Source organism: Streptococcus pseudopneumoniae (assembly GCF_038148955.1).
GTDB classification, from domain to species: Bacteria; Bacillota; Bacilli; order Lactobacillales; family Streptococcaceae; genus Streptococcus; species Streptococcus pseudopneumoniae_T.
On record NZ_JBBJZY010000010.1, the window covers coordinates 18,588 to 43,082 of the forward strand.

28 protein-coding genes, 1 pseudogene and 1 other annotated feature are annotated in these 24,495 nt (G+C 41.8%); of the genes and pseudogenes, 28 read left to right on the top strand and 1 reads right to left on the bottom strand.

The window, feature by feature from the left end; all coding sequences use genetic code 11:
* Positions 1 to 22 precede the first annotated feature (22 nt).
* The gene (locus WKI23_RS04835; RefSeq protein WP_368079136.1) at positions 23 to 694 is read left to right on the top strand and encodes a lysostaphin resistance A-like protein; all 672 of its coding nucleotides are present in this window, start codon (positions 23 to 25) and stop codon (positions 692 to 694) included.
* Positions 695 to 866: 172 nt separating this feature from the next.
* On the top strand, positions 867 to 1,277 hold the full coding sequence (locus tag WKI23_RS04840) for a DUF5301 domain-containing protein (RefSeq protein WP_368079137.1): 411 nt from the start codon (positions 867 to 869) through the stop codon (positions 1,275 to 1,277).
* Positions 1,278 to 1,452: 175 nt separating this feature from the next.
* Here the strand turns inward: WKI23_RS04840 and WKI23_RS04845 are convergent.
* Positions 1,453 to 1,527, bottom strand: a pseudogene (locus WKI23_RS04845) (AraC family transcriptional regulator); the annotation flags it as partial.
* Between WKI23_RS04845 and WKI23_RS04850 the strand changes: the two are divergent.
* The 26 genes from WKI23_RS04850 (at position 1,520) to WKI23_RS04975 (ending at position 24,442) form a co-directional block, all read left to right on the top strand.
* The gene (locus WKI23_RS04850; protein WP_001025693.1) at positions 1,520 to 2,428 is read left to right on the top strand and encodes a LysR family transcriptional regulator; all 909 of its coding nucleotides are present in this window, start codon (positions 1,520 to 1,522) and stop codon (positions 2,426 to 2,428) included. The pseudogene WKI23_RS04845 and the gene WKI23_RS04850 sit on opposite strands and share 8 nt — an antisense overlap.
* The gene (gene lspA, locus WKI23_RS04855) at positions 2,425 to 2,886 is read left to right on the top strand and encodes a signal peptidase II (RefSeq protein ID WP_368079138.1); all 462 of its coding nucleotides are present in this window, start codon (positions 2,425 to 2,427) and stop codon (positions 2,884 to 2,886) included. The genes WKI23_RS04850 and lspA overlap by 4 nt, the downstream gene beginning before the upstream one ends.
* A complete protein-coding gene (locus WKI23_RS04860; RefSeq protein WP_368079139.1) occupies positions 2,876 to 3,763 on the top strand; it encodes an RluA family pseudouridine synthase in 888 nt (295 codons plus the stop codon). The genes lspA and WKI23_RS04860 overlap by 11 nt, the downstream gene beginning before the upstream one ends.
* 2 nt (positions 3,764 to 3,765) lie before the next feature.
* Complete coding sequence (gene cbpE, locus WKI23_RS04865) at positions 3,766 to 5,649, top strand: phosphorylcholine esterase CbpE (protein WP_368079140.1); 1,884 nt, start codon at positions 3,766 to 3,768, stop codon at positions 5,647 to 5,649.
* 100 nt (positions 5,650 to 5,749) lie between these two features.
* On the top strand, positions 5,750 to 6,859 hold the full coding sequence (proB, locus tag WKI23_RS04870) for a glutamate 5-kinase (RefSeq protein WP_368079141.1): 1,110 nt from the start codon (positions 5,750 to 5,752) through the stop codon (positions 6,857 to 6,859).
* A 9-nt stretch (positions 6,860 to 6,868) separates the two neighbouring features.
* Complete coding sequence (locus WKI23_RS04875; protein ID WP_368079142.1) at positions 6,869 to 8,131, top strand: glutamate-5-semialdehyde dehydrogenase; 1,263 nt, start codon at positions 6,869 to 6,871, stop codon at positions 8,129 to 8,131.
* A gap of 3 nt (positions 8,132 to 8,134) precedes the next feature.
* Positions 8,135 to 8,932, top strand: a complete 798-nt coding sequence (proC, locus tag WKI23_RS04880; protein WP_368079143.1) for a pyrroline-5-carboxylate reductase — start codon at positions 8,135 to 8,137, stop codon at positions 8,930 to 8,932.
* A 113-nt stretch (positions 8,933 to 9,045) separates the two neighbouring features.
* Complete coding sequence (tmk, locus tag WKI23_RS04885) at positions 9,046 to 9,684, top strand: dTMP kinase (RefSeq protein WP_138703600.1); 639 nt, start codon at positions 9,046 to 9,048, stop codon at positions 9,682 to 9,684.
* Positions 9,681 to 10,571 (top strand): DNA polymerase III subunit delta', encoded by an 891-nt coding sequence (locus tag WKI23_RS04890; RefSeq protein ID WP_368079144.1) that lies wholly within the window; start codon positions 9,681 to 9,683, stop codon positions 10,569 to 10,571. The genes tmk and WKI23_RS04890 overlap by 4 nt, the downstream gene beginning before the upstream one ends.
* Positions 10,572 to 10,610: 39 nt before the next feature.
* Positions 10,611 to 10,928: a DNA replication initiation control protein YabA gene (yabA, locus tag WKI23_RS04895; protein WP_000358227.1), complete on the top strand. Its 318-nt coding sequence runs from the start codon at positions 10,611 to 10,613 to the stop codon at positions 10,926 to 10,928.
* A gap of 2 nt (positions 10,929 to 10,930) precedes the next feature.
* Entirely contained in the window at positions 10,931 to 11,809 is an 879-nt protein-coding gene (gene rsmI / locus WKI23_RS04900; protein WP_368079145.1) for a 16S rRNA (cytidine(1402)-2'-O)-methyltransferase, read from the top strand.
* 235 nt (positions 11,810 to 12,044) lie between these two features.
* Positions 12,045 to 13,379, top strand: a complete 1,335-nt coding sequence (gene trmFO, locus WKI23_RS04905) for a methylenetetrahydrofolate--tRNA-(uracil(54)-C(5))-methyltransferase (FADH(2)-oxidizing) TrmFO (protein WP_368079146.1) — start codon at positions 12,045 to 12,047, stop codon at positions 13,377 to 13,379.
* An 83-nt stretch (positions 13,380 to 13,462) separates the two neighbouring features.
* The gene (gene pyrH, locus WKI23_RS04910) at positions 13,463 to 14,200 is read left to right on the top strand and encodes a UMP kinase (protein ID WP_000002996.1); all 738 of its coding nucleotides are present in this window, start codon (positions 13,463 to 13,465) and stop codon (positions 14,198 to 14,200) included.
* Positions 14,201 to 14,208: 8 nt separating this feature from the next.
* Positions 14,209 to 14,766 carry a ribosome recycling factor gene (gene frr / locus WKI23_RS04915; RefSeq protein WP_001262225.1) on the top strand — a complete coding sequence of 186 codons (558 nt, stop codon included), beginning with the start codon at positions 14,209 to 14,211 and terminating at the stop codon, positions 14,764 to 14,766.
* A gap of 59 nt (positions 14,767 to 14,825) precedes the next feature.
* A complete protein-coding gene (gene cvfB / locus WKI23_RS04920; protein ID WP_001095445.1) occupies positions 14,826 to 15,680 on the top strand; it encodes an RNA-binding virulence regulatory protein CvfB in 855 nt (284 codons plus the stop codon).
* A gap of 8 nt (positions 15,681 to 15,688) precedes the next feature.
* Positions 15,689 to 15,904 (top strand): YozE family protein, encoded by a 216-nt coding sequence (locus WKI23_RS04925; RefSeq protein ID WP_001232085.1) that lies wholly within the window; start codon positions 15,689 to 15,691, stop codon positions 15,902 to 15,904.
* Between the two features lie 85 nt (positions 15,905 to 15,989).
* Positions 15,990 to 16,994 (top strand): PhoH family protein, encoded by a 1,005-nt coding sequence (locus tag WKI23_RS04930; protein WP_173254342.1) that lies wholly within the window; start codon positions 15,990 to 15,992, stop codon positions 16,992 to 16,994.
* 106 nt (positions 16,995 to 17,100) lie between these two features.
* Entirely contained in the window at positions 17,101 to 17,670 is a 570-nt protein-coding gene (locus tag WKI23_RS04935; RefSeq protein ID WP_368079147.1) for a GNAT family N-acetyltransferase, read from the top strand.
* Positions 17,671 to 17,736: 66 nt separating this feature from the next.
* Complete coding sequence (locus WKI23_RS04940) at positions 17,737 to 18,387, top strand: helix-hairpin-helix domain-containing protein (RefSeq protein ID WP_368079148.1); 651 nt, start codon at positions 17,737 to 17,739, stop codon at positions 18,385 to 18,387.
* On the top strand, positions 18,371 to 20,611 hold the full coding sequence (locus tag WKI23_RS04945) for a DNA internalization-related competence protein ComEC/Rec2 (RefSeq protein ID WP_368079149.1): 2,241 nt from the start codon (positions 18,371 to 18,373) through the stop codon (positions 20,609 to 20,611). The genes WKI23_RS04940 and WKI23_RS04945 overlap by 17 nt, the downstream gene beginning before the upstream one ends.
* 72 nt (positions 20,612 to 20,683) lie before the next feature.
* Positions 20,684 to 20,815 (top strand) — a sequence feature (ribosomal protein L20 leader region).
* A gap of 15 nt (positions 20,816 to 20,830) precedes the next feature.
* Positions 20,831 to 21,361: a translation initiation factor IF-3 gene (infC, locus tag WKI23_RS04950; protein WP_000848180.1), complete on the top strand. Its 531-nt coding sequence runs from the start codon at positions 20,831 to 20,833 to the stop codon at positions 21,359 to 21,361.
* A 32-nt stretch (positions 21,362 to 21,393) separates the two neighbouring features.
* The gene (rpmI, locus tag WKI23_RS04955; protein WP_001125943.1) at positions 21,394 to 21,594 is read left to right on the top strand and encodes a 50S ribosomal protein L35; all 201 of its coding nucleotides are present in this window, start codon (positions 21,394 to 21,396) and stop codon (positions 21,592 to 21,594) included.
* Between the two features lie 51 nt (positions 21,595 to 21,645).
* Positions 21,646 to 22,005 (top strand): 50S ribosomal protein L20, encoded by a 360-nt coding sequence (gene rplT / locus WKI23_RS04960; protein WP_000124834.1) that lies wholly within the window; start codon positions 21,646 to 21,648, stop codon positions 22,003 to 22,005.
* A gap of 58 nt (positions 22,006 to 22,063) precedes the next feature.
* On the top strand, positions 22,064 to 22,444 hold the full coding sequence (gene gloA, locus WKI23_RS04965; protein WP_061759792.1) for a lactoylglutathione lyase: 381 nt from the start codon (positions 22,064 to 22,066) through the stop codon (positions 22,442 to 22,444).
* A 248-nt stretch (positions 22,445 to 22,692) separates the two neighbouring features.
* Entirely contained in the window at positions 22,693 to 23,493 is an 801-nt protein-coding gene (locus tag WKI23_RS04970; RefSeq protein ID WP_368079150.1) for a dihydroorotate dehydrogenase electron transfer subunit, read from the top strand.
* Positions 23,456 to 24,442 carry a dihydroorotate dehydrogenase gene (locus WKI23_RS04975; RefSeq protein ID WP_368079151.1) on the top strand — a complete coding sequence of 329 codons (987 nt, stop codon included), beginning with the start codon at positions 23,456 to 23,458 and terminating at the stop codon, positions 24,440 to 24,442. The genes WKI23_RS04970 and WKI23_RS04975 overlap by 38 nt, the downstream gene beginning before the upstream one ends.
* Positions 24,443 to 24,495 lie beyond the last annotated feature (53 nt).

Here is a 24,495-nt window from a genome sequence, read left to right on the forward strand (position 1 = left end):
CAAGAAAAACAGAGGGTTTAATATGAAAAAACGAGTTATTCAAATTTTACTAGCATTGTCCTTAATTTTTTACAAATCAACTTGGTTTTGGAGACTTTTCAATCACCTAGCCAAGCCTTATCTACCAGCAAGTCGTGAATTTTTTCAGATTCTGCTTTTGATGGAGAGTGGAGTTCTTTTATTAGCGGTCATCTATCTACTAGTTTTTGCAGGAAAGCAAACTTTTCATTTCAAGTGGCAGCTGAGGTACTTTATCTACCTTTTACTGGGCTACATCATTTTGTATATGTCCGACTTCCTCTTGTCTTATTTCATACCCTCGTCCTCGAATCAAATTTCTTTGAATGAAACGATAGAAATGATGGGGAGACAGGAATTACCCTATTTCTTGCTCATAGCTTGCTTCATCGGCCCTATTGCTGAGGAATTGATTTATCGCGGTGTGCTTATGACAACCTTTTTCAAAAACTCGCCTTGGTACGGAGATGTCTTGCTTTCTGCTATTATTTTCGGTTATATTCATATCAATTTCGCTTTAACACCTCTTGCTTTTTTCATTTATGCTAGTGGAGGTCTTATTTTGGCTATATTGTATCGCATGACAAAAACTCTCTACTATCCAATAGTGGTTCATATCCTCATCAATATCACTGCCTTCTGGGATGTGTGGTTACTCCTATTTTCAGGAAGTTAGCTTACTAATAATTCTATATAAGTCATATTGTACTATTCTATATTCAATTCACTATAAAATTTTTCAGTAATGAATGTTATAAGGGAATAAGATATTGTAAAAATTGCTAAGATTTGATATTATAATTGTGTCTGAGTAGAGAAGCAGGAATATGGAAAGGATGTGGACTAGTATGAAAAAAATTATCACTATAATAGTCTGTTCAATCTCTTTTCTTGTTCTATCTGCTTGTGTCAATAAGAAAAAACTTATTCTTCCTGAACCTGAAAGGATTTCTGTAATTTCCCTGCAGAAAAGTATTTATGGAGAAATTAAAACAATAAGTGAGAGAGAAGAAATTTCAGAATTGATTAAGGAGATACAGAAACAGTCAAAATCTACCTCTTTGGAGAGTGTAAATGATCAACCGACAAATGTGAAAGATTACATCATTATCAAGTTTTATCATCAGAATGAAGAAAAGGATAGTGTAGTCTATCTATATACTAAGAAGAAAAGACAGTATATCGAGCAACCTTATGCTGGTATTTGGGAAGTAAATCCAGATATAGCTAATAGGATTGAAGAGGCTTTTTCTAGTTGATTTATAGGGTAAAAGAAAATGTTAGATGATTGTCTTGCATCATATTATAAACGGTAAATCAATAAGATTTGCTGTTTTTATTTGCTTGAAATCAGATAAGGACTGAAAAAAGACATTATTCTAATTCTTGCATTGGGATGTTAGAGTATTTATTGAGACTTGAAAATTTCCAGACTTTTTTCCTTTTTGGAAAACTTCTAAAATATGGTATAATGAAAAAATAAAGAAGTTGGGGGTAGAAGATGAACATTCAACAATTACGCTATGTTGTTGCCATTGCCAATAGTGGTACTTTCCGTGAAGCTGCTGAAAAGATGTATGTAAGCCAGCCGAGTCTGTCTATTTCTGTGCGTGATTTGGAAAAAGAGTTGGGTTTTAAGATTTTCCGTCGGACCAGCTCAGGGACTTTCTTGACCCGTCGTGGTATGGAATTTTATGAAAAAGCGCAAGAATTGGTCAAGGGCTTTGATATTTTTCAAAATCAGTATGCCAATCCTGAAGAAGAAAAAGATGAATTTTCCATTGCTAGTCAGCACTATGACTTCTTACCACCAACGATTACGGCCTTTTCAGAGCGCTATCCTGACTATAAGAACTTCCGTATTTTTGAATCAACTACTGTTCAAATTTTAGATGAAGTGGCGCAAGGGCATAGTGAGATTGGGATTATCTACCTCAACAATCAAAATAAAAAGGGGATTATGCAACGGGTTGAAAAACTGGGCCTTGAGGTCATTGAATTGATTCCCTTCCATACCCACATTTATCTTCGTGAGGGGCATCCTTTAGCCCAGAAAGAGGAATTGGTCATGGAGGATTTAGCGGATTTACCAACGGTTCGTTTCACTCAAGAGAAAGACGAGTACCTTTATTATTCAGAGAACTTTGTTGATACCAGCGCTAGCTCGCAGATGTTCAATGTGACAGACCGTGCTACCTTGAATGGTATTTTGGAGCGGACGGACGCTTATGCAACAGGTTCTGGATTTTTAGATAGTGACAGCGTCAATGGTATCACAGTTATTCGTCTCAAGGATAATTTGGATAATCGCATGGTCTATGTTAAACGTGAGGAAGTGGAGCTTAGTCAGGCTGGAACTCTTTTCGTAGAAGTCATGCAAGAATATTTTGATCAGAAGAGGAAATCATGAAAAAAAGAGGAATAGTGGCAGTCGTTGTACTGCTTTTGATTGGGCTGGATCAGTTGGTAAAATCCTATATCGTCCAGCAGATTCCACTGGGTGAAGTACGTTCTTGGATTCCCAATTTCGTTAGCTTGACCTACCTGCAAAATCGAGGGGCAGCCTTTTCTATCTTACAAGATCAGCAGTTGTTATTCGCTGTCATTACTCTGGTTGTCGTGGTAGGTGCCATTTGGTATCTACATAAACACATGGAGGACTCACTCTGGATGGTCTTGGGTTTGACCTTGATCATCGCGGGTGGTCTTGGAAACTTTATTGACAGGGTCAGTCAGGGTTTTGTTGTGGATATGTTCCACCTTGACTTTATCAATTTTGCAATTTTCAATGTGGCAGATAGCTATCTGACTGTTGGAGTGATTATTTTATTGATTGCAATGCTAAAAGAGGAAATAAATGGAAATTAAAATTGAAAATGGTGGCCTGCGTCTGGATAAGGCTTTGTCGGATTTGACAGAATTATCACGCAGTCTTGCGAATGAACAAATTAAATCAGGTCAGGTCTTGGTCAATGGCCAAGTCAAGAAAGCTAAATACACGGTCCAAGAGGGCGATGTCATCACTTACCATGTGCCAGAACCAGAGGTTTTAGAGTATGTGGCTAAGGATATTCCGCTAGAAATCATCTACCAAGATGAGGATGTAGCCGTCATCAACAAGCCTCAAGGGATGGTGGTACATCCGAGTGCTGGTCATACCAGTGGAACCCTAGTAAATGCCCTCATGTATCATATTAAGGACTTGTCGGGTATCAATGGAGTTCTGCGTCCAGGAATTGTTCACCGTATTGACAAGGATACGTCAGGTCTTCTCATGATTGCTAAAAATGATGAGGCCCACTTAGCACTTGCCCAAGAACTCAAGGATAAAAAGTCACTCCGAAAATATTGGGCGATTGTTCATGGAAATCTGCCCAATGATCGTGGTGTCATTGAAGCGCCGATTGGCCGAAGTGAAAAAGACCGTAAGAAACAGGCTGTGACTGCTAAAGGTAAGCCTGCAGTGACTCGTTTCCACGTCTTGGAACGTTTTGGTGATTACAGCTTGGTAGAGTTGCAGCTAGAGACAGGACGTACCCATCAAATCCGTGTTCACATGGCTTATATTGGCCATCCAGTCGCTGGCGATGAAGTCTATGGTCCTCGTAAGACACTTAAGGGGCATGGACAATTTCTTCATGCCAAGACTCTAGGTTTTACTCATCCGAGAACAGGTGAGACCTTGGAATTTACAGCAGATATTCCAGAGATTTTTAAGGAAACATTAGAGAGATTGAGAAAGTAAGAATGAAAAAGAAATTGATTAGTTTAGCACTTGCAGGCGCTTTTTTAGGTTTGTCATGGTATGGGAATGTTCAAGCTCAAGAAAGTTCAGGAAATAAAATTCACTTTATCAATGTTCAAGAAGGTGGAAGTGATGCAATTATTCTTGAAAGTAATGGACATTTTGCCATGGTGGATACAGGAGAAGATTATGATTTCCCAGATGGAAGTGATTCTCGTTATCCATGGAGAGAAGGAATTGAAACGTCTTATAAGCATGTTCTGACAGACCGTGTCTTTCGTCGTTTGAAGGAATTGGGTGTCCAAAAACTTGATTTTATTTTGGTAACCCATACTCACAGTGATCATATTGGAAATGTTGATGAATTACTGTCTACCTATCCAGTTGACCGAGTCTATCTTAAAAAATATAGTGATAATCGTATTACTAATTCTGAACGTTTATGGGATAATCTGTACGGTTATGATAAGGTTTTACAGACTGCCGCCGAAAAAGGTGTTTCAGTTATTCAAAACATCACACAGGGAGATGCTCATTTTCAGTTTGGGGACATGGATATTCAGCTCTATAATTATGAAAATGAAAGAGATTCATCAGGTGAATTAAAGAAAATTTGGGATGACAATTCCAATTCTCTGATTAGCGTAGTAAAAGTCAATGGCAAGAAAATTTACCTTGGGGGCGACTTAGATAATGTTCATGGAGCGGAAGACAAGTATGGACCTCTTATTGGAAAAGTTGATTTGATGAAGTTTAACCATCACCATGATACCAACAAATCAAACACAAAGAATTTTATTAAAAATTTGAGTCCGAGTTTGATTGTTCAAACTTCGGATAGTCTACCTTGGAAAAATGGTGTTGATAGTGAGTATGTCAATTGGCTCAAAGAACGAGGAATTGAGAGAATCAACGCAGCCAGCAAAGACTATGATGCGACAGTTTTTGATATTCGACAAGACGGTTTTGTCAACATTTCAACTTCCTACAAGCCGATTCCAAGTTTTCAAGCTGGTTGGCATAAGAGTGCATATGGGAATTGGTGGTATCAAGCACCTGACTCTACAGGAGAGTATGCAGTAGGTTGGAATGAAATCGAAGGTGAATGGTATTACTTTAACCAAACGGGTATCTTGTTACAGGATCAATGGAAAAAATGGAACAATCATTGGTTCTATTTGACAGACTCTGGTGTTGCTGCTAAAAATTGGAAGAAAATTGATGGAATCTGGTATTATTTCAACAAAGAAAATCAGATGGAAATTGGTTGGGTAAATACTGGAGGTCAGAATTATTATTTATCCAAGGATGGTTCGCTGCAGACAGGTTGGCTTCAATATAAGGGGCAATGGTACTATTTTGCTCAATCAGGAGAAATGAAAACGGGTTGGGTAAAAGATAAAGAAACCTGGTACTATATGGATTCTACTGGTATCATGAAGACAGGTGAGATAGAAGTTGCAGGTCAACATTATTATCTGGAAGATTCAGGAGCTATGAAGCAAGGCTGGCTTAAAAAGGCAAATGATTGGTATTTCTACAAGACAGACGGTTCACGAGCTGTTGGTTGGATTAAAGACAAGGATAACTGGTACTTCTTGAAAGAAAATGGTGAATTACTTGTGAACGGTAAGACACCAGAAGGCTATACTGTTGATTCAAGTGGTGCCTGGTTAGTGGATGTTCCAGTCGAGAAATCTGCTACAACTAGAGATACAAGTAACTCAGAACTAAAAGAATTCAAAGAAGTAGTGAAAAAAGATCTTGAAAATAAAGAAACGAGTCAACACGAAAGTATTACAAGTTCTTCAACTAGGCAAGATTTGACTTCTTCAACTTCACAAAGCTCTGAGACGAGTACAAACAAATCGGAATCAGAACAGTAGTAAAAAAGAAGGTTTTAGGGCCTTCTTCTTTCTATCAACTCTTTTCTATTTCCTGCCATTCATGTTATAATGGACAAATATGAAGAATCGGAGTGAAACTATGAAATACAAACGGATTGTCTTTAAGGTGGGGACTTCTTCTCTGACAAATGAGGATGGAAGTTTATCACGTAGTAAGGTAAAGGCTATTACCCAGCAGTTGGCTATGTTGCACGAGGCTGGTCATGAATTGATTTTGGTGTCGTCGGGTGCTATTGCTGCAGGTTTTGGGGCCTTAGGATTTAAAAAGCGTCCGACTAAGATTGCTGATAAACAGGCTTCAGCAGCGGTAGGGCAAGGCCTTTTGTTGGAAGAATACACGACCAATCTTCTCTTGCGCCAAATTGTTTCTGCACAAATCTTGCTGACCCAGGATGATTTTGTGGATAAGCGCCGTTATAAAAATGCCCATCAGGCTTTGTCAGTTCTACTTAGCCGTGGCGCTATTCCTATTATCAATGAGAATGACAGTGTCGTTATTGATGAACTCAAGGTCGGGGACAATGACACTCTAAGTGCCCAGGTAGCGGCCGTGGTCCAAGCGGACCTTTTGGTTCTCTTGACAGATGTGGACGGTCTCTATACTGGAAATCCTCATTCAGATCCAAGAGCCAAACGCTTGGAGCGAATCGAGACCATCAATCGTGAGATTATTGATATGGCCGGTGGGGCAGGTTCTTCAAACGGAACTGGGGGCATGTTAACCAAAATCAAAGCTGCCACTATTGCGACAGAATCAGGAGTTCCTGTTTATATCTGCTCATCCTTGAAGTCAGATGCCATGATTGAGGCGGCTGAGGAGACCAAGGATGGTTCCTTCTTTGTTGCGCAAGAGAAAGGACTTCGTACCCAAAAACAATGGCTGGCCTTCTATGCTCAGAGCCAAGGTTCTATTTGGGTTGATAAAGGGGCTGCAGAAGCTCTCTCTCAACATGGCAAGAGTCTCCTTTTATCTGGTGTTGTTGACGCAGAAGGAGCCTTTTCTTACGGTGATATTGTGACAGTATTTGACAAGGAGAGTGGAAAATCACTTGGAAAAGGGCGTGTGCAATTTGGAGCATCTGCTTTGGAGGATATGTTGCGTTCTCAAAAAGCCAAGGGTGTCTTGATTCACCGTGATGACTGGATTTCCATTACGCCTGAAATCCAACTACTCTTTACAGAATTTTAGAGGTGAATTATGGTAAGTACACAAGAACAATTTGAACAGGTACAGGCTGTTAAAAAATCGATCAACACAGCTAGTGAAGAGGTGAAAAACCAAGCCCTGCTAGCCATGGCTAATCACTTAGTGGCTGCTACAGAGGAGATTTTAGCGGCTAATGCCCTTGATATGGAAGTGGCTAAAGGTAAAATTTCAGATGTGATGCTGGATCGTCTTTATTTGGATGCAGGACGTATAGAAGCAATGGCAACTGGTATTCGTGAAGTCGTTGCTTTACCAGATCCAATCGGTGAAGTTTTAGAAACCAATCAGCTTGAAAATGGTTTGGTTATCACAAAGAAACGTGTGGCTATGGGGGTTATCGGTATTATCTATGAAAGCCGTCCAAATGTGACGTCTGATGCGGTTGCTTTGGCTCTTAAGAGCGGAAATGCGGTTGTTCTTCGTAGTGGTAAGGACGCCTATCAAACAGCCCATGCCATTGTCACAGCTTTGAAGAAGAGCTTGGAGATGACTACTATTCACCCAGATGTGATTCAACTGGTGGAAGATACTAGCCGAGAAAGTAGCTATGCTATGATGAAGGCCAAGGGCTATCTAGACCTGCTTATTCCTCGTGGAGGGGCTGGCTTGATCAATGCTGTGGTTGAAAATGCTATTGTACCAGTTATCGAGACAGGAACAGGCATTGTCCATGTTTATGTGGACAAGGATGCAGATGAGGACAAGGCTCTATCTATCATCAATAATGCTAAAACCAGTCGTCCTTCTGTCTGCAATGCCATGGAGGTTCTGCTGGTTCATGAAGACAAGGCAGCAAGCTTCCTTCCTCGCTTGGAGCAAGTGCTGGTTGCAGATCGAAAAGAAGCTGGACTGGAGCCAATTCAATTCCGCTTGGATAGTAAAGCAAGTCAGTTTATTTCAGGTCAAGCAGCTGAGGAACAAGACTTTGATACTGAGTTTTTAGACTATGTACTAGCTGTTAAAGTAGTTTCTAGTCTTGAGGAAGCTGTCGAGCATATTGAAGCCCACAGTACTCATCATTCCGATGCCATTGTGACGGAAAATGCTGAGGCTGCAGCTTACTTTACAGATCAAGTGGACTCTGCAGCAGTCTATGTTAATGCCTCAACTCGTTTCACCGATGGTGGTCAATTTGGTCTTGGTTGTGAAATGGGGATTTCTACTCAAAAACTGCACGCGCGTGGTCCCATGGGCTTGAAGGAATTGACCAGCTACAAGTATGTGGTTACTGGTGACGGACAGATAAGGGAGTAAGAGATGAAGATTGGATTTATCGGTTTGGGGAATATGGGTGCTAGCTTGGCCAAGGCTGTTTTGCAGGCCAAGACGGGTGCTCAACTTCTCCTTGCCAATCGTAGTCAAGTTAAGGTGGATGCTTTCATCGCCAACTTCGGTGGTCTAGCTTCTAGCAACGAAGAAATATTCGCAGAAGCAGATGTGATTTTTCTAGGTGTTAAGCCAGCCCAGTTCTCAGACTTGCTTTCTCAATATCAGACCATTCTTGAAAAACGAGAGAGTCTTCTTTTGATTTCCATGGCAGCTGGATTGACTTTAGAAAAACTAGCAAGTCTTATCCCAAGTCAACACCGAATTATTCGTATGATGCCGAATACCCCTGCTTCTATCGGGCAAGGAGTGATTAGTTATGCTTTGTCTCCTAATTGTAAGGCTGAGGACAGTGAGCTCTTTTGTCAGCTGTTAGCCAAGGCAGGTCTCTTGGTTGAACTAGGAGAAGGCTTAATCGACGCAGCGACAGGTCTTGCAGGTTGTGGACCAGCCTTTGTCTATCTCTTTATTGAGGCCTTAGCAGATGCGGGTGTTCAGACAGGATTACCACGAGAAATAGCACTGAAAATGGCGGCTCAAACAGTTGTCGGCGCCGGACAATTGGTCCTAGAAAGCCAGCAACATCCTGGAGTTTTGAAAGATCAAGTTTGTAGTCCAGGCGGTTCGACTATAGCTGGTGTAGCGAGTCTAGAAGCGCATTCTTTTCGAGGAACGGTCATGGATGCAGTTCATCAAGCCTACAAACGAACTAAAAAACTAGGTAAATAAGAGGTGGAGAAATCTACCTCTTTTATACTTCCTTAAAATCAGTGTCCAAAAAGATTTTCACAATATCTATTTTTTTGATAAAATAGAAGTAGTAAAAAAGAAATGAGTTAGACATGTCAAAAGGATTTTTAGTCTCTCTTGAGGGACCAGAGGGAGCAGGAAAGACCAGTGTTTTAGAGGCACTGTTACCAATTTTAGAGGAAAAAGGGGTAGAGGTTCTGACGACCCGTGAGCCAGGCGGAGTCTTGATTGGGGAGAAGATTCGTGAAGTGATTTTGGATCCAAGTCATACTCAGATGGATGCGAAGACAGAACTCCTTCTCTATATTGCCAGTCGCAGACAGCATTTGGTGGAAAAAGTTCTCCCTGCCCTTGAAGCTGGCAAGTTGGTTATTATGGATCGTTTCATCGATAGTTCCGTTGCTTATCAGGGATTTGGTCGTGGCTTGGATATTGACGCCATTGATTGGCTCAATCAGTTTGCGACAGATGGCCTTAAACCCGATTTGACACTTTATTTTGACATCGAGGTGGAAGAAGGGCTGGCTCGCATTGCTGCTAATAGCAATCGCGAGGTCAATCGTTTGGACTTGGAAGGGTTGGATTTGCATAAAAAAGTTCGTCAAGGCTACCTTTCTCTTCTGGACAAAGAAGGAAATCGTATTGTCAAGATTGATGCTAGTCTCCCTTTGGAGCAGGTTGTGGAAACTACCAAGGCTGTCTTGTTTGATAGAATGGGATTAGCTAAATGAAACAAGAAGAATTAAAGGCTTGGCAGCCAGACCAGTTTGACCGCTTTGTCCGTATCCTAGAACAAGACCAGCTCAATCATGCCTATCTCTTTTCAGGTTTCTTTGGAAGCTTGGAAATGGCGCAATTTTTGGCTAAGAGCCTCTTCTGTACGGAGAAGGTAGGCGTTTTACCATGTGAGAAATGTCGAAATTGTAAGCTGATTGAACAGGAAGAGTTTCCTGATGTCACCTTGATTAAACCAGTCAATCAGGTCATCAAGACAGAACGCATTCGGGAATTGGTGGGCCAGTTTTCCCAGGCAGGGATTGAAAGCCAGCAGCAGGTCTTTATGATCGAGCAAGCTGAGAAGATGCACCCTAACGCAGCCAATTCTCTGCTCAAGGTCATCGAAGAACCCCAGAGTGAGGTTTACATTTTCTTCTTGACAAGCGATGAGGAAAAGATGTTACCGACAATCCGTAGTCGGACCCAGATTTTTCACTTTAAAAAGCAAGAAGAACAACTCATCTTTCTCTTAGAACAAATGGGACTGGTTAAGAAAAAAGCGACTCTCCTAGCTCAGTTTAGTCAATCGCGAGCTGAAGCAGAAAAGTTGGCTAATCAGGCAAGTTTTTGGACCTTGGTCGATGAAAGTGAACGCTTACTGACTTGGTTAGTAGCTAAGAAAAAAGAAAGTTATCTGCAAGTTGCCAAACTAGCTAGCTTGGCAGATGATAAGGAAAAACAAGATCAGGTTTTACGGATTTTTGAAGTTCTCTGTGGACAAGATATCCTACAAGCAAGAGTAAGAGTGATTCTACAAGATTTGTTAGAAGCTAGAAAAATGTGGCAAGCCAATGTTAGTTTTCAAAATGCCATGGAATATCTGGTCTTGAAAGAACTGTAAACTCAAAAATGAAGGATAAAGAAAGGAAAGGGCTGGTTTATGGACAAAAAAGAATTATTTGACGCGCTGGATGATTTTTCCCAACAGTTATTGGTGACCTTGGCCGATGTGGAAGCCATCAAGAAAAATCTCAAGAGCCTGGTAGAGGAAAATACAGCTCTTCGCTTGGAAAATTCTAAGTTGCGAGAACGCTTGGGTGAGGTGGAAGCAGACGCTCCTGTCAAGGCTAAGCATGTTCGTGAAAGTGTCCGTCGGATTTATAAAGACGGATTTCATGTATGTAATGATTTTTATGGACAACGTCGAGAGCAGGACGAGGAATGCATGTTCTGTGACGAGTTGTTATACAGGGAGTAAGCATGCAGATTCAAAAAAGTTTTAAGGGGCAGTCTCCTTATGGCAAGCTGTATCTAGTGGCAACGCCAATTGGCAATTTAGATGATATGACCTTTCGAGCTATCCAGACCTTGAAAGAAGTGAACTGGATTGCTGCTGAGGACACGCGCAATACAGGTCTTTTGCTCAAGCATTTTGACATTTCGACCAAGCAGATCAGTTTTCATGAGCACAACGCCAAGGAAAAAATTCCTGATTTGATTGGTTTCTTGAAAGCAGGGCAAAGTATTGCTCAGGTATCCGATGCGGGTCTACCTAGCATTTCAGACCCTGGTCATGATTTGGTTAAGGTAGCTATTGAGGAAGAAATTGCGGTTGTCACAGTCCCAGGAGCCTCTGCAGGGATTTCTGCCTTGATTGCCAGTGGTCTGGCTCCACAACCACATATATTTTATGGTTTTTTACCAAGAAAATCAGGCCAGCAAAAGCAATTTTTCGACTCAAAAAAAGACTATCCTGAAACACAAATTTTCTACGAATCGCCCCATCGTGTGGCGGATACGCTAGAAAATATGCTAGAAGTCTATGGTGACCGCTCGGTGGTCTTGGTTAGAGAATTGACCAAAATCTATGAAGAATACCAAAGAGGTACCATTTCTGAATTGCTGGAAAGCATCGCTGAAACGCCACTTAAGGGAGAATGCCTTATCATTGTTGAAGGTGCCAGTCAGGATGTGGAAGAAAAAGACGAGGAGGACTTGTTTTCAGAAATACAAGTACGCATCCAGCAAGGCATGAAGAAAAATCAAGCTATCAAGGAAGTCGCTAAGATTTACCAGTGGAATAAAAGTCAACTCTACGCTGCCTACCATGACTGGGAAGAAAATCAAGAAAATGACTAAACAGGGAAGTTTGCCTTCTTCCCTTTTTTTGTTATACTAGTAGAAGAAAAAATTAGAAAGATTTGTGGGAGTGAAAAAGTCCGGGGGACTTTTTCAGCCTGAGCCAAGAAACTCGAGAGCGAAGTAAGTCCTGTGGACTTTTTCAGCCTGAGCCAAGAAATTCGAAAGCGAGTAAGTTCGGTTGGCTTTTTCAATGTGAAGCTTGTCTTTACACTCCCAAAGAGGTATTAGTGTCGTGTCTCAATCTTATATCAATGTTATCGGTGCTGGTTTGGCAGGTTCTGAAGCAGCCTACCAAATCGCAGAACGTGGTATTCCAGTTAAACTCTATGAAATGCGTGGTGTCAAGTCAACACCCCAGCACAAAACAGACAATTTTGCCGAGTTAGTTTGTTCTAATTCTCTTCGTGGGGATGCTTTGACAAATGCTGTAGGGCTTCTCAAGGAAGAAATGCGTCGCTTGGGTTCTGTTATCTTGGAATCTGCTGAGGCTACACGTGTTCCTGCGGGTGGGGCTCTTGCGGTAGACCGTGATGGTTTCTCCCAAATGGTGACCGAAAAAGTGGTTAACCACCCCTTTATTGAAGTGGTTCGTGATGAAATTACAGAATTGCCGACAGATGTTATTACGGTTGTCGCTACTGGTCCTTTGACCAGCGATGCTCTGGCTGAAAAGATTCATGCTCTTAATGACGGCGATGGTTTCTATTTCTACGATGCGGCAGCGCCTATTATCGATGTCAACACCATCGATATGAGCAAGGTCTATCTAAAATCTCGTTATGATAAGGGAGAGGCGGCCTACCTCAATGCTCCAATGACCAAGCAAGAGTTTATGGATTTCCATGAAGCCTTGGTCAATGCGGAAGAAGCTCCGCTCAATTCTTTTGAAAAAGAAAAGTATTTTGAAGGCTGTATGCCTATCGAAGTCATGGCCAAACGAGGCATTAAAACTATGCTGTATGGTCCTATGAAACCAGTCGGTCTTGAGTATCCAGACGACTACACAGGCCCTCGTGATGGAGAATTCAAAACACCTTATGCGGTGGTTCAACTTCGTCAGGACAATGCGGCTGGTAGTCTCTACAATATCGTTGGTTTCCAGACCCACCTCAAATGGGGAGAGCAAAAGCGAGTCTTCCAAATGATTCCAGGTCTTGAAAATGCTGAGTTTGTTCGTTATGGGGTCATGCACCGCAATTCTTACATGGATTCACCAAATCTTCTGGATCAGACCTACCGTTCTAAGAAACAACCAAATCTCTTCTTTGCTGGTCAGATGACGGGTGTGGAAGGCTATGTTGAATCAGCAGCGTCAGGCTTAGTTGCGGGTATTAACGCAGCTCGTCTTTTCAAGGGAGAAAGCGAGGCTATTTTCCCAGAAACAACAGCGATTGGAAGCTTAGCTCATTACATCACCCATGCGGACAGCAAACATTTCCAACCAATGAATGTCAATTTTGGAATCATCAAGGAGTTGGAAGGCGAACGTATCCGTGATAAGAAGGCTCGTTATGAAAAAATTGCAGAGCGTGCCCTTAGCGACTTAGAGGAATTTTTAACAGTCTAATTTTTTTGAAAGAATTGCTCATGATACTATAAAAATCTTAGAAATTGTGATAAAATAGGTAGGATAAAAAAAGGAGAGTGAAAATGGCGAATCCCAAGTATAAACGTATTTTAATCAAGTTATCAGGTGAAGCCCTTGCCGGTGAACGAGGCGTAGGGATTGATATCCAAACAGTTCAAACAATCGCAAAAGAGATTCAAGAAGTTCATAGCTTAGGTATCGAAATTGCCCTTGTTATCGGTGGAGGAAATCTCTGGCGTGGAGAACCTGCTGCAGAAGCAGGAATGGACCGCGTTCAGGCAGATTACACAGGAATGCTTGGGACTGTTATGAATGCTCTTGTGATGGCAGATTCATTGCAACAAGTTGGGGTTGATACACGTGTGCAAACAGCTATTGCCATGCAACAAGTGGCAGAGCCTTATGTCCGTGGACGTGCCCTTCGTCACCTTGAAAAAGGCCGTATCGTTATCTTTGGTGCCGGAATTGGTTCACCTTACTTCTCAACCGATACAACAGCGGCTCTTCGTGCAGCTGAAATCGAAGCAGATGCCATCCTTATGGCTAAAAATGGGGTCGACGGTGTTTATAATGCTGATCCTAAGAAAGACAAGACAGCCGTTAAGTTTGAAGAATTGACCCACCGTGACGTTATCAATAAAGGTCTTCGTATCATGGACTCAACAGCTTCAACCCTCTCAATGGATAACGACATTGACTTGGTTGTCTTCAACATGAACCAACCAGGCAACATCAAACGTGTCGTATTTGGTGAAAATATCGGAACAACAGTTTCAAATAATATCGAAGAAAAGGAATAAGAAAGATTATGGCTAACGCAATTATTGAAAAAGCTAAAGAGAGAATGACCCAGTCTCACCAATCACTTGCTCGTGAATTTGGTGGTATCCGTGCCGGTCGTGCCAATGCAAGCTTGCTTGACCGTGTACATGTAGAGTACTATGGAGTAGAAACTCCCCTAAACCAAATCGCTTCAATTACCATTCCAGAAGCGCGTGTCTTGTTGGTAACGCCATTTGACAAGTCTTCATTGAAAGACATCGAACGTGCCTTGAACGCTTCTGATCTTGGTATCACACCAGCTAACGACGGTTCTGTGATTCGTTTGGTTATCCCTGCTCTTACAGAAGAAACTCGTCGTGACCTTGCTAAAGAAGTGAAGAAGGTCGGTGAGAATGCTAAAGTGGCTGTCCGCAATATCCGTCGAGATGCTATGGACGAAGCTAAGAAACAAGAAAAAGCAAAAGAAATTACTGAAGACGAATTGAAGACTCTTGAAAAAGATATTCAAAAAGTAACAGACGATGCTGTCAAACACATCGACGACATGACTGCCAACAAAGAAAAAGAACTCTTGGAAGTCTAAAAATAAACAGAAAAACTCAGTTGGCATTGCTGGCTGAGTTTTATTCGAAAGAAGGAAATATGAATACAAATCTTGCAAGTTTTATCGTTGGACTCATCATCGATGAAAATGACCGTTTTTACTTTGTGCAAAAGGATGGGCAAACCTATGCCCTTGCCAAGGAAGAAGGTCAGCATACAGTAGGGGATACGGTCAAAGGTTTTGCTTATACAGATATGAAGCAAAAGCTCCGCTTGACCACTTTAGAAGTCACTGCCACTCAGGACCAATTTGGTTGGGGCCGTGTCACAGAAGTTCGTAAGGACTTGGGTGTCTTTGTGGATACAGGTCTTCCTGACAAGGAAATCGTAGTGTCACTTGATATTCTCCCTGAGCTCAAGGAACTCTGGCCTAAGAAAGGCGACCAACTCTACATCCGTCTTGAAGTGGACAAGAAAGACCGTATCTGGGGACTCTTAGCCTATCAAGAAGACTTCCAACGTCTGGCTCGTCCTGCCTACAACAACATGCAGAACCAAAACTGGCCAGCCATTGTGTACCGCCTCAAGCTTTCAGGAACTTTTGTCTACCTACCAGAGAATAACATGCTTGGTTTTATCCATCCTAGCGAGCGTTACGCAGAGCCTCGTTTGGGGCAAGTGTTGGATGCGCGTGTCATTGGTTTCCGTGAAGTGGACCGTACCTTGAACCTCTCCCTCAAACCGCGTTCCTTTGAGATGTTGGAAAATGATGCTCAGATGATTTTGACCTATTTGGAAAGCAATGGCGGTTTCATGACCTTAAATGATAAGTCATCTCCAGACGACATCAAGGCCACCTTTGGCATTTCTAAAGGTCAGTTTAAGAAAGCACTCGGCGGCTTGATGAAGGCTGGTAAAATCAAGCAGGACCAGTTTGGGACAGAGTTGATTTAGGGAGACTTATGAGAAAATCATTTTACACTTGGCTCATGACTGAGCGCAATCCTAAAAGTAACAGTCCTAAGGCTATCCTGGCAGACCTAGCCTTTGAAGAGTCAGCTTTTCCAAAACACACAGATGATTTTGATGAGGTCAGTCGATTTTTGGAGGAACATGCCAGTTTCTCTTTTAATCTGGGGGATTTTGATTCTATCTGGCAAGAATACTTAGAACACTAGACTTTATTCATTAGGTTTGGGCTAGTAATTTATCCATCCCTTTGCTATAATAAAAAGAAATAAAAGGATTAGAGAGGTTCTTTATTTGAAGGAACATTCAATAGACATTCAACTGAGTCATCCAGATGACCTGTTTCATCTTTTTGGTTCCAATGAGCGCCATCTTCGTTTAATGGAAGAAGAGCTTGATGTGGTGATTCATGCCCGTACGGAGATTGTCCAGGTTTTGGGAGAAGAGACTGCCTGTGAAGAAGCCCGTCAGGTTATTCAGGCTTTGATGGTTTTGGTGAATCGTGGGATGACCGTTGGCACGCCAGATGTGGTTACTGCGATTAGCATGGTCAAAAATGATGAAATTGACAAGTTTGTCGCCCTTTACGAAGAAGAAATTATCAAGGACAATACTGGTAAACCGATTCGTGTCAAAACATTGGGTCAAAAGCTTTATGTGGATAGTGTTAAACAGCATGATGTGACTTTTGGAATCGGACCTGCAGGGACAGGGAAGACCTTCCTTGCAGTGACCTTGGCAGTGACTGCCCTTAAACGTGGGCAAGTCAAACGAATTATCCTGACACGCCCAGCGGTGGAAGCAGGAGAGAGTCTAGGTTTTCTTCCGGGTGATCTTAAGGAGAAGGTAGATCCTTACCTTAGACCTGTTTATGATGCCTTGTATCAGATTCTTGGGAAAGACCAAACGACTCGACTCATGGAGCGTGAAATTATCGAGATTGCGCCCCTTGCCTATATGCGTGGCCGGACCTTGGATGATGCCTTTGTCATTCTTGATGAGGCGCAAAACACGACCATTATGCAGATGAAGATGTTTTTGACTCGTTTAGGTTTTAATTCTAAGATGATTGTCAATGGAGATATCAGTCAGATTGACCTACCACGGAATGTCAAGTCCGGTTTGATTGATGCTCAAGAGAAACTCAAGAACATCCATCAGATTGACTTTGTTCATTTTTCAGCTAAGGATGTGGTTCGCCATCCAGTTGTCGCTCAGATTATCCGAGCTTATGAACCAGCTCCAGTTAAAAAAGAAGAGAGTGAAGAATTAGAGTCTCAATCTCTGTCTGAAGGATAGCTCTTTTGTACTTAAAGTTATCTCAATGCTAAGTATAAATTTGCGTTTTAAATATTTCATTCAATATCCTTATCTTAGTTAGAAACTTTTCAAGTGGTGGAATCCTATGGAATCAATCTTTTTAAAACTAGCTCAGTATCCAATAGTGGAGACTGAGCGTTTATTGCTTAGACCTGTAACCTTGGATGATGCAGAAGCAATGTTTGCCTACGCCTCGGACAGAGAAAATACGCGCTACACTTTTCCAACAAATCAAAGCTTGGAAGAAACCAAGAATAACATTGCTCAGTTCTACTTGGCCAATCCCTTGGGACGGTGGGGAATAGAACTAAAAAGCAATGGCAAATTTATCGGAACCATTGATTTGCACAAGATTGATCCTGTTCTTAAGAAGGCAGCTATTGGCTATATTATCAATAAAAAGTATTGGAATCAAGGATTGACGACAGAAGCCAATCGTGCCGTAATTGAGCTAGCTTTTGAGAAGATAGGGATGAATAAGTTGATTGCCCTTCATGATAAGGACAATCCTGCATCTGGAAAGGTCATGGAGAAATCAGGCATGCGTTTTTCCCATGCAGAACCATATGCTTGTATGGACCAGCATGAAGAAGGCCGAATCGTTACAAGAATTCATTATGTCTTGACCAAGGAAGATTATTTTGCAAATAAATAAGCAGTTGAGAAGAAATTTTCAACTGTTTTTTCTTCCTCTTACGAATAATATAAGAGAGGAGAAAATATGGAAGCAATTATAGAGAAAATAAAAGAGTATAAAATCATTGTCATCTGTACTGGTCTGGGATTACTTGTCGGAGGATTTTTCCTGCTAAAGCCAGCTCCACAAACACCTGTCAAAGAAACGAATTTACAGGCAGAAGTTGCAGCTGTTTCCAAGGGTTCATCGACCGAAAAGGAAGTGAAGAAGGAAGAAAAGGAAGAACCCCTTGAACAAGATCTAATCACAGTAGATGTCAAAGGTGCTGTTAAATCACCAGGGATTTATAACTTGCCGGTAGGTAGTCGAGTCAATGATGCTGTTCAGAAGGCTGGTGGCTTGACAGAGCAAGCAGACAGCAAGGGGCTCAATCTAGCTCAGAAAGTTAGTGACGAGGCTCTGGTTTACGTTCCATCTAAGGGAGAAGAAGTAGCTAGTCAACAGGCAGGTTCTGGAGCGCCTTCTTCAACAAGCAAGGACAAGAAGGTCAATCTCAACAAGGCCAGTCTGGAAGAACTCAAGCAGGTCAAGGGACTGGGAGGAAAACGAGCTCAGGACATTATCGACCATCGTGAGGCAAATGGGAAATTTAAGTCGGTTGATGAACTCAAGAAAGTCTCTGGCATTGGTGCCAAGACCATAGAAAAGTTAAAAGACTATGTTACAGTGGATTAAGAGTTTTCCTATCCCCCTAATCTATCTGAGTTTTCTATTGCTCTGGCTTTACTACGCCATTTTCTCAGCATCCTATCTCGCACTGCTGGGCTTCGTTTTTCTGCTAGTCTGTCTCTTTATCCAATTTCCGTGGAAATCTGCTAGCAAAGTTCTAGTGATTTGTGGAATCTTTGGATTTTGGTTTCTGTTTCAAAATTGGCAACAGAGCCAAGCGAGTCAAAACCTAGCGGATTCTGTTGAGAGGGTGCGGATTTTACCAGATACTATCAAAGTCAATGGTGATAGCTTATCCTTTCGTGGCAAGTCTGATGGACGCATTTTTCAAGTCTATTACAAGCTTCAGTCCGAGAATGAAAAAGAACAATTCCAAGCTTTAACATCCCTTCATGACTTGGAACTAGAAGGAAAACTTTCGGAGCCAGAAGGGAAGAGAAATTTTGGTGGCTTTGACTACCAAGCCTATCTGAAGACTCAGGGAATTTACCAGACTCTCAATATCAAAAAAATCCAGTCACTTCAAAAGGTTGGAAGTTGGGATATAGGTGAAAACCTGTCCAGCTTACGTCGAAAGGCTGTAGTTTGGATTAAGACGCACTTTCCAGACCCTATGCGCAACTACATGACGGGGCTCTTGCTAGGACATCTGGATACGGACTTTGAGGAGATGAATGAGCTTTATTCCAGTCTAGGAATTATCCACCTTTTTGCCTTGTCCGGTATGCAGGTAGGATTTTTCATGGATGGATTTAAGAAACTTCTCTTGCGATTGGGTTTGACCCAAGAAAAGTTGAAATGGCTGACTTATCCCTTTTCCCTTATCTATGCGGGCCTGACTGGATTTTCAGCATCGGTCATTCGCAGTCTTTTGCAAAAGTTACTGGCTCAACATGGTATTAAGGGCTTGGATAATTTTGCCCTGACTGTGCTTGTCCTCTTTATCGTCATGCCCACCTTTTTCTTGACAGCAGGAGGAGTCTTGTCCTGCGCTTATGCTTTTATCTTGACCATGACCAGCAAAGAAGGCGAGGGGCTTAAGGCTGTTGCTAGAGAAAGTCTGGTTATTTCTTTGGGCATATTACCCATCCTATCCTTCTATTTTGCGGAATTTCAGCCTTGGTCCATCCTTTTGACCTTTGTCTTTTCTTTTCTATTTGACTTGGTCTTTTTACCGCTCTTGTCTATCTTATTTGCCCTTTCATTTCTCTATCCAGTCATTCAGCTGAACTTTATCTTTGAGTGGTTGGAGGGGACTATTCGCTTGGTATCGCAGCTGGCAAGTAGGCCTCTGGTCTTTGGACAACCCAATGCATGGCTTTTAATTTTATTGTTGATTTCTTTGGCTTTGGTCTATGATTTGAGGAAAAACATTAAAAGGCTAGCAGTATTAAGCTTATTGATTACGGGTCTCTTTTTCCTGACCAAGTATCCACTGGAAAATGAAATTACCATGCTGGATGTGGGGCAAGGGGAAAGTATTTTCCTAAGGGATGTAACTGGTAAAACCATTCTCATAGATGTAGGCGGTAAGGCAGAGTCTAGTAAGAAAATAGAAAAATGGCAAGAAAAGACGACGACCAGCAATGCTCAACGAACCTTGATTCCCTATCTCAAAAGTCGCGGAGTAGTCAAGATTGACCAGCTAGTTTTGACAAATACGGACAAGGAGCATGTTGGAGATTTGTTGGAGGTGACCAAGGCTTTTCATGTAGGCGAAATTTTAGTGTCAAAAGGCAGTCTGAAACAGAAGGAATTTGTGGCAGAACTACAGGCGACTCAAACCAAGGTGCGTAGTGTGTCAGTGGGAGAGAATTTGCCAATTTTCGGAAGTCAGTTAGAAGTCCTATATCCAAGGGAAATTGGAGATGGAGGTCATGAAGACTCCCTAGTTCTGTATGGAAAACTTTTGGATAAGCACTTTCTCTTCACAGGAAATTTGGAGGAAAAAGGAGAGAAGGATTTGCTGAAGAACTACCCAGACTTGAAAGTGGATGTTTTGAAAGCTGGTCAACATGGTTCTAAAAATTCAACAAATCCAATTTTCCTAGAACAGCTCAAACCAGAGCTTACTCTTATCTCAGTTGGAAAGAACAATCGTGCGAAATTACCCCATCAGGAAACCTTGACACGACTGGAAGGTAACAATAGCAGAATTTACCGAACTGATCAGCAGGGAGCTATACGCTTTAAAGGGTGGAATAGTTGGGAGATTGAAACGGTCGGTTAATGAGCAGAAACTTTTCAAAAAAATAACTTTTTATCTTGACAAGAGTTCGAAAACTTGGTATCATATAAAAGTTGAGAAAAGCAGAAGTGAGAGCTTCTCGCCTTGTGACATTCAGTTGCCTGGCCCTACGGATGAAAAGTTTCTAAGAAACGCTATCATAACGTGCGGGCTTGTATATTTACGAGTCCGCTATTGTTTTTCTCTAATAAAACAAAAGAGGTGAAAACCATAGCAAAGCAAGACTTATTCATCAATGATGAGATTCGTGTACGTGAAGTTCGCTTGATTGGTCTTGAAGGAGAACAGCTAGGCATCAAGCCACTCAGTGAAGCGCAAGCTTTGGCTGATAACGCTAATGTTGACCTAGTATTGATTCAACCCCAAGCCAAACCGCCTGTTGCAAAAATTATGGACTACGGTAAGTTCAAATTTGAGTACCAGAAGAAGCAAAAAGAACAACGTAAAAAACAGAGTGTTGTTACTGTGAAAGAAGTTCGTCTAAGTCCAACGATTGACAAGGGTGACTTTGATACAAAACTTCGCAATGCACGCAAATTCCTTGAAAAAGGAAATAAAGTTAAGGTATCTATTCGCTTTAAGGGTCGTATGATTACCCATAAAGAGATTGGTGCAAAAGTTTTAGCCGAGTTTGCTGAAGCAACTCAAGATATTGCCATCATCGAACAACGTGCTAAAATGGATGGACGTCAAATGTTCATGCAATTGGCGCCAGCGACTGACAAAAAATAATTGTCAGAAAGTTAAATAAAGGAGAAAAAATCATGCCAAAACAAAAAACACACCGCGCATCAGCTAAACGTTTCAAACGTACAGGTTCTGGTGGACTTAAACGTTTCCGTGCTTACACTTCTCACCGTTTCCACGGAAAAACTAAGAAACAACGTCGTCATCTTCGTAAAGCATCTATGGTGCATTCAGGAGACTACAAACGTATCAAAGCAATGCTTACTCGCTTGAAATAATAGCTTGACTGTAAGTAAACAATTCTAGGAAATATTTGGAGGAAATAAAACATGGCACGTGTTAAAGGTGGCGTTGTATCACGCAAACGTCGTAAACGTATTCTTAAATTAGCAAAAGGTTACTATGGAGCTAAACACATCTTGTTCCGTACTGCAAAAGAACAAGTAATGAACTCTTACTACTATGCATACCGTGACCGTCGTCAGAAAAAACGTGACTTCCGCAAATTGTGGATCACTCGTATCAACGCGGCAGCTCGTATGAACGGACTTTCATACTCACAATTGATGCATGGTTTGAAATTGGCTGAGATCGAAGTTAACCGTAAAATGCTTGCTGACTTGGCTGTTAACGATGCAGCAGCTTTCACAGCTCTTGCAGATGCAGCTAAAGCAAAACTTGGTAAATAATAACTGATAAGACTGGAACAGGATTGTCCCAGTCTTTTTAGAAATAAAGGAGAAAAATATGGCTTCAAAAATGCTACACACTTGCTTGCGAGTAGAAAATCTTGAAAAATCAATCGCATTTTATCAAGATGCTTTTGGTTTTAAAGAATTGCGCCGCAGAGATTTTCCAGACCATGCCTTCACGATTGTCTATCTAGGACTTGAAGGTGATGACTATGAGTTGGAGTTGACTTATAACTACGATCATGGTCCTTATGTGGTTGGAGATGGGTTTGCCCATATCGCCCTCAGTACACCTGATCTTGAGGCTCTTCATCAAGAGCACAGTGCAAAAGGTTATGAAGTTACTGCACCAAATGGCTTACCAGGAACTGCACCAAACTATTATTTTGTCAAAGACCCTGATGGATACAAGGTCGAAGTCATTCGTGAAAAATAATCTCATGAAGTCAAGTAGAATGTTCGTTTTCTACTTGACTTTTTTTAGCTGAAAGAGTATACTAATAAAAATTTAACCTTTAAGGGGAGTCCAGAGAGACTCACAAGGTGTCAGATAAAAGAATAGTACAATTTTCTAGAGGAGACTTTTTGAGTGTGCTCTCTTGTCTTGTACGATTTTAACTGAGGCCTTGCAATCGCAAGGTCTTTTCTTTGTCTGGTCCCCTTAAAATTTAAGGAGGAAAAGTCATGAATCCCACATGTAAGAAACGTTTGGGTGCCATTCGTTTGGAAACCATGAAGGTGGTTGCACAAGAGGAAATTGCGCCAGCAATCTTTGAATTAGTCCTAGAAGGAGAGATGGTTGAAGCCATGCGAGCAGGCCAATTTCTTCACCTGCGTGTGCCTGATGACGCCCATCTCTTGCGCCGCCCTATTTCAATTTCGTCTATTGATAAGTCTAACAAGCAGTGTCGCCTTATTTATCGGATTGAGGGAGCTGGAACAGCTATTTTTTCAACCTTAAGTCAGGGAGATACTCTTGATGTGATGGGGCCTCAGGGAAATGGTTTTGACTTGTCTGACCTTGATGAGCAGAATCAGGTTCTTCTCGTTGGTGGTGGGATTGGTGTTCCACCCTTGCTTGAAGTGGCCAAGGAATTGCATGTGCGTGGTGTGAAAGTAGTGATAGTCCTAGGTTTTGCCAACAAGGATGCTGTTATTTTAGAGACGGAATTGGCCCAATATGGTCAGGTCTTTGTAACGACAGATGATGGTTCTTATGGCATCAAGGGAAATGTTTCTGTTGTCATCAATGATTTAGACAGTCAATTTGATGCTGTTTACTCATGTGGGGCGCCTGGAATGATGAAGTATATCAATCAAACCTTTTATGACCACCCAAGAGCCTATCTATCTCTGGAATCTCGTATGGCTTGTGGGATGGGGGCTTGCTATGCCTGCGTCCTAAAAGTGCCAGAAAGCGAGACGGTCAGCCAACGTGTCTGTGAAGATGGCCCTGTTTTCCGCACAGGAACAGTTGTATTATAAGGAGAAAATCATGACTAGAAATCGTTTACAAGTTTCTCTACCTGGTTTGAATTTGAAAAATCCGATTATTCCAGCATCAGGCTGTTTTGGTTTTGGCCAAGAGTATGCCAAGTACTATGATTTAGACCTTTTAGGTTCTATTATGATCAAGGCGACAACCCTTGAACCACGCTTTGGCAATCCAACTCCAAGGGTAGCAGAGACACCTGCTGGTATGCTCAATGCAATCGGTTTGCAAAATCCGGGTTTGGAAGCTGTCTTAGCTGAAAAACTGCCTTGGCTGGAAAGAGAATATCCAAATCTTCCTATTATTGCTAATGTGGCCGGTTTTTCAAAACAAGAGTATACGGCTGTTTCTCATGGTATTTCCAAGGCAACTAATGTAAAGGCTATCGAGCTCAATATTTCTTGTCCCAATGTTGACCACTGTAATCACGGACTTTTGATTGGTCAAGATCCAGATTTAGCTTATGATGTGGTGAAAGCAGCTGTAGAAGCGTCTGATGTGCCAGTTTATGTCAAATTAACCCCGAGTGTGACCGATATCGTTACTGTCGCAAAAGCTGCAGAAGATGCGGGGGCAAGTGGTTTAACCATGATCAATACTCTAGTTGGAATGCGCTTTGACCTCAAAACCAGAAAACCAATCTTGGCCAATGGAACAGGTGGAATGTCTGGTCCAGCAGTTTTTCCAGTAGCCCTCAAACTCATCCGCCAAGTCGCCCAAACAACAGACCTGCCTATCATTGGAATGGGAGGAGTGGATTCGGCTGAAGCTGCCCTAGAAATGTATCTGGCTGGAGCATCTGCTATTGGAGTTGGAACAGCCAACTTTACCAATCCTTACGCCTGTCCTGACATCATCGAAAATTTACCAAAGGTTATGGATAAATATAGTATCAGCAGTCTAGAAAATCTTCGCAAGGAAGTAAAAGAGTCTCTGAGGTAAACTGCAATCAATCTGTTCTTGATTTTTTATGAGTTTGTAATGTTGATTATAGA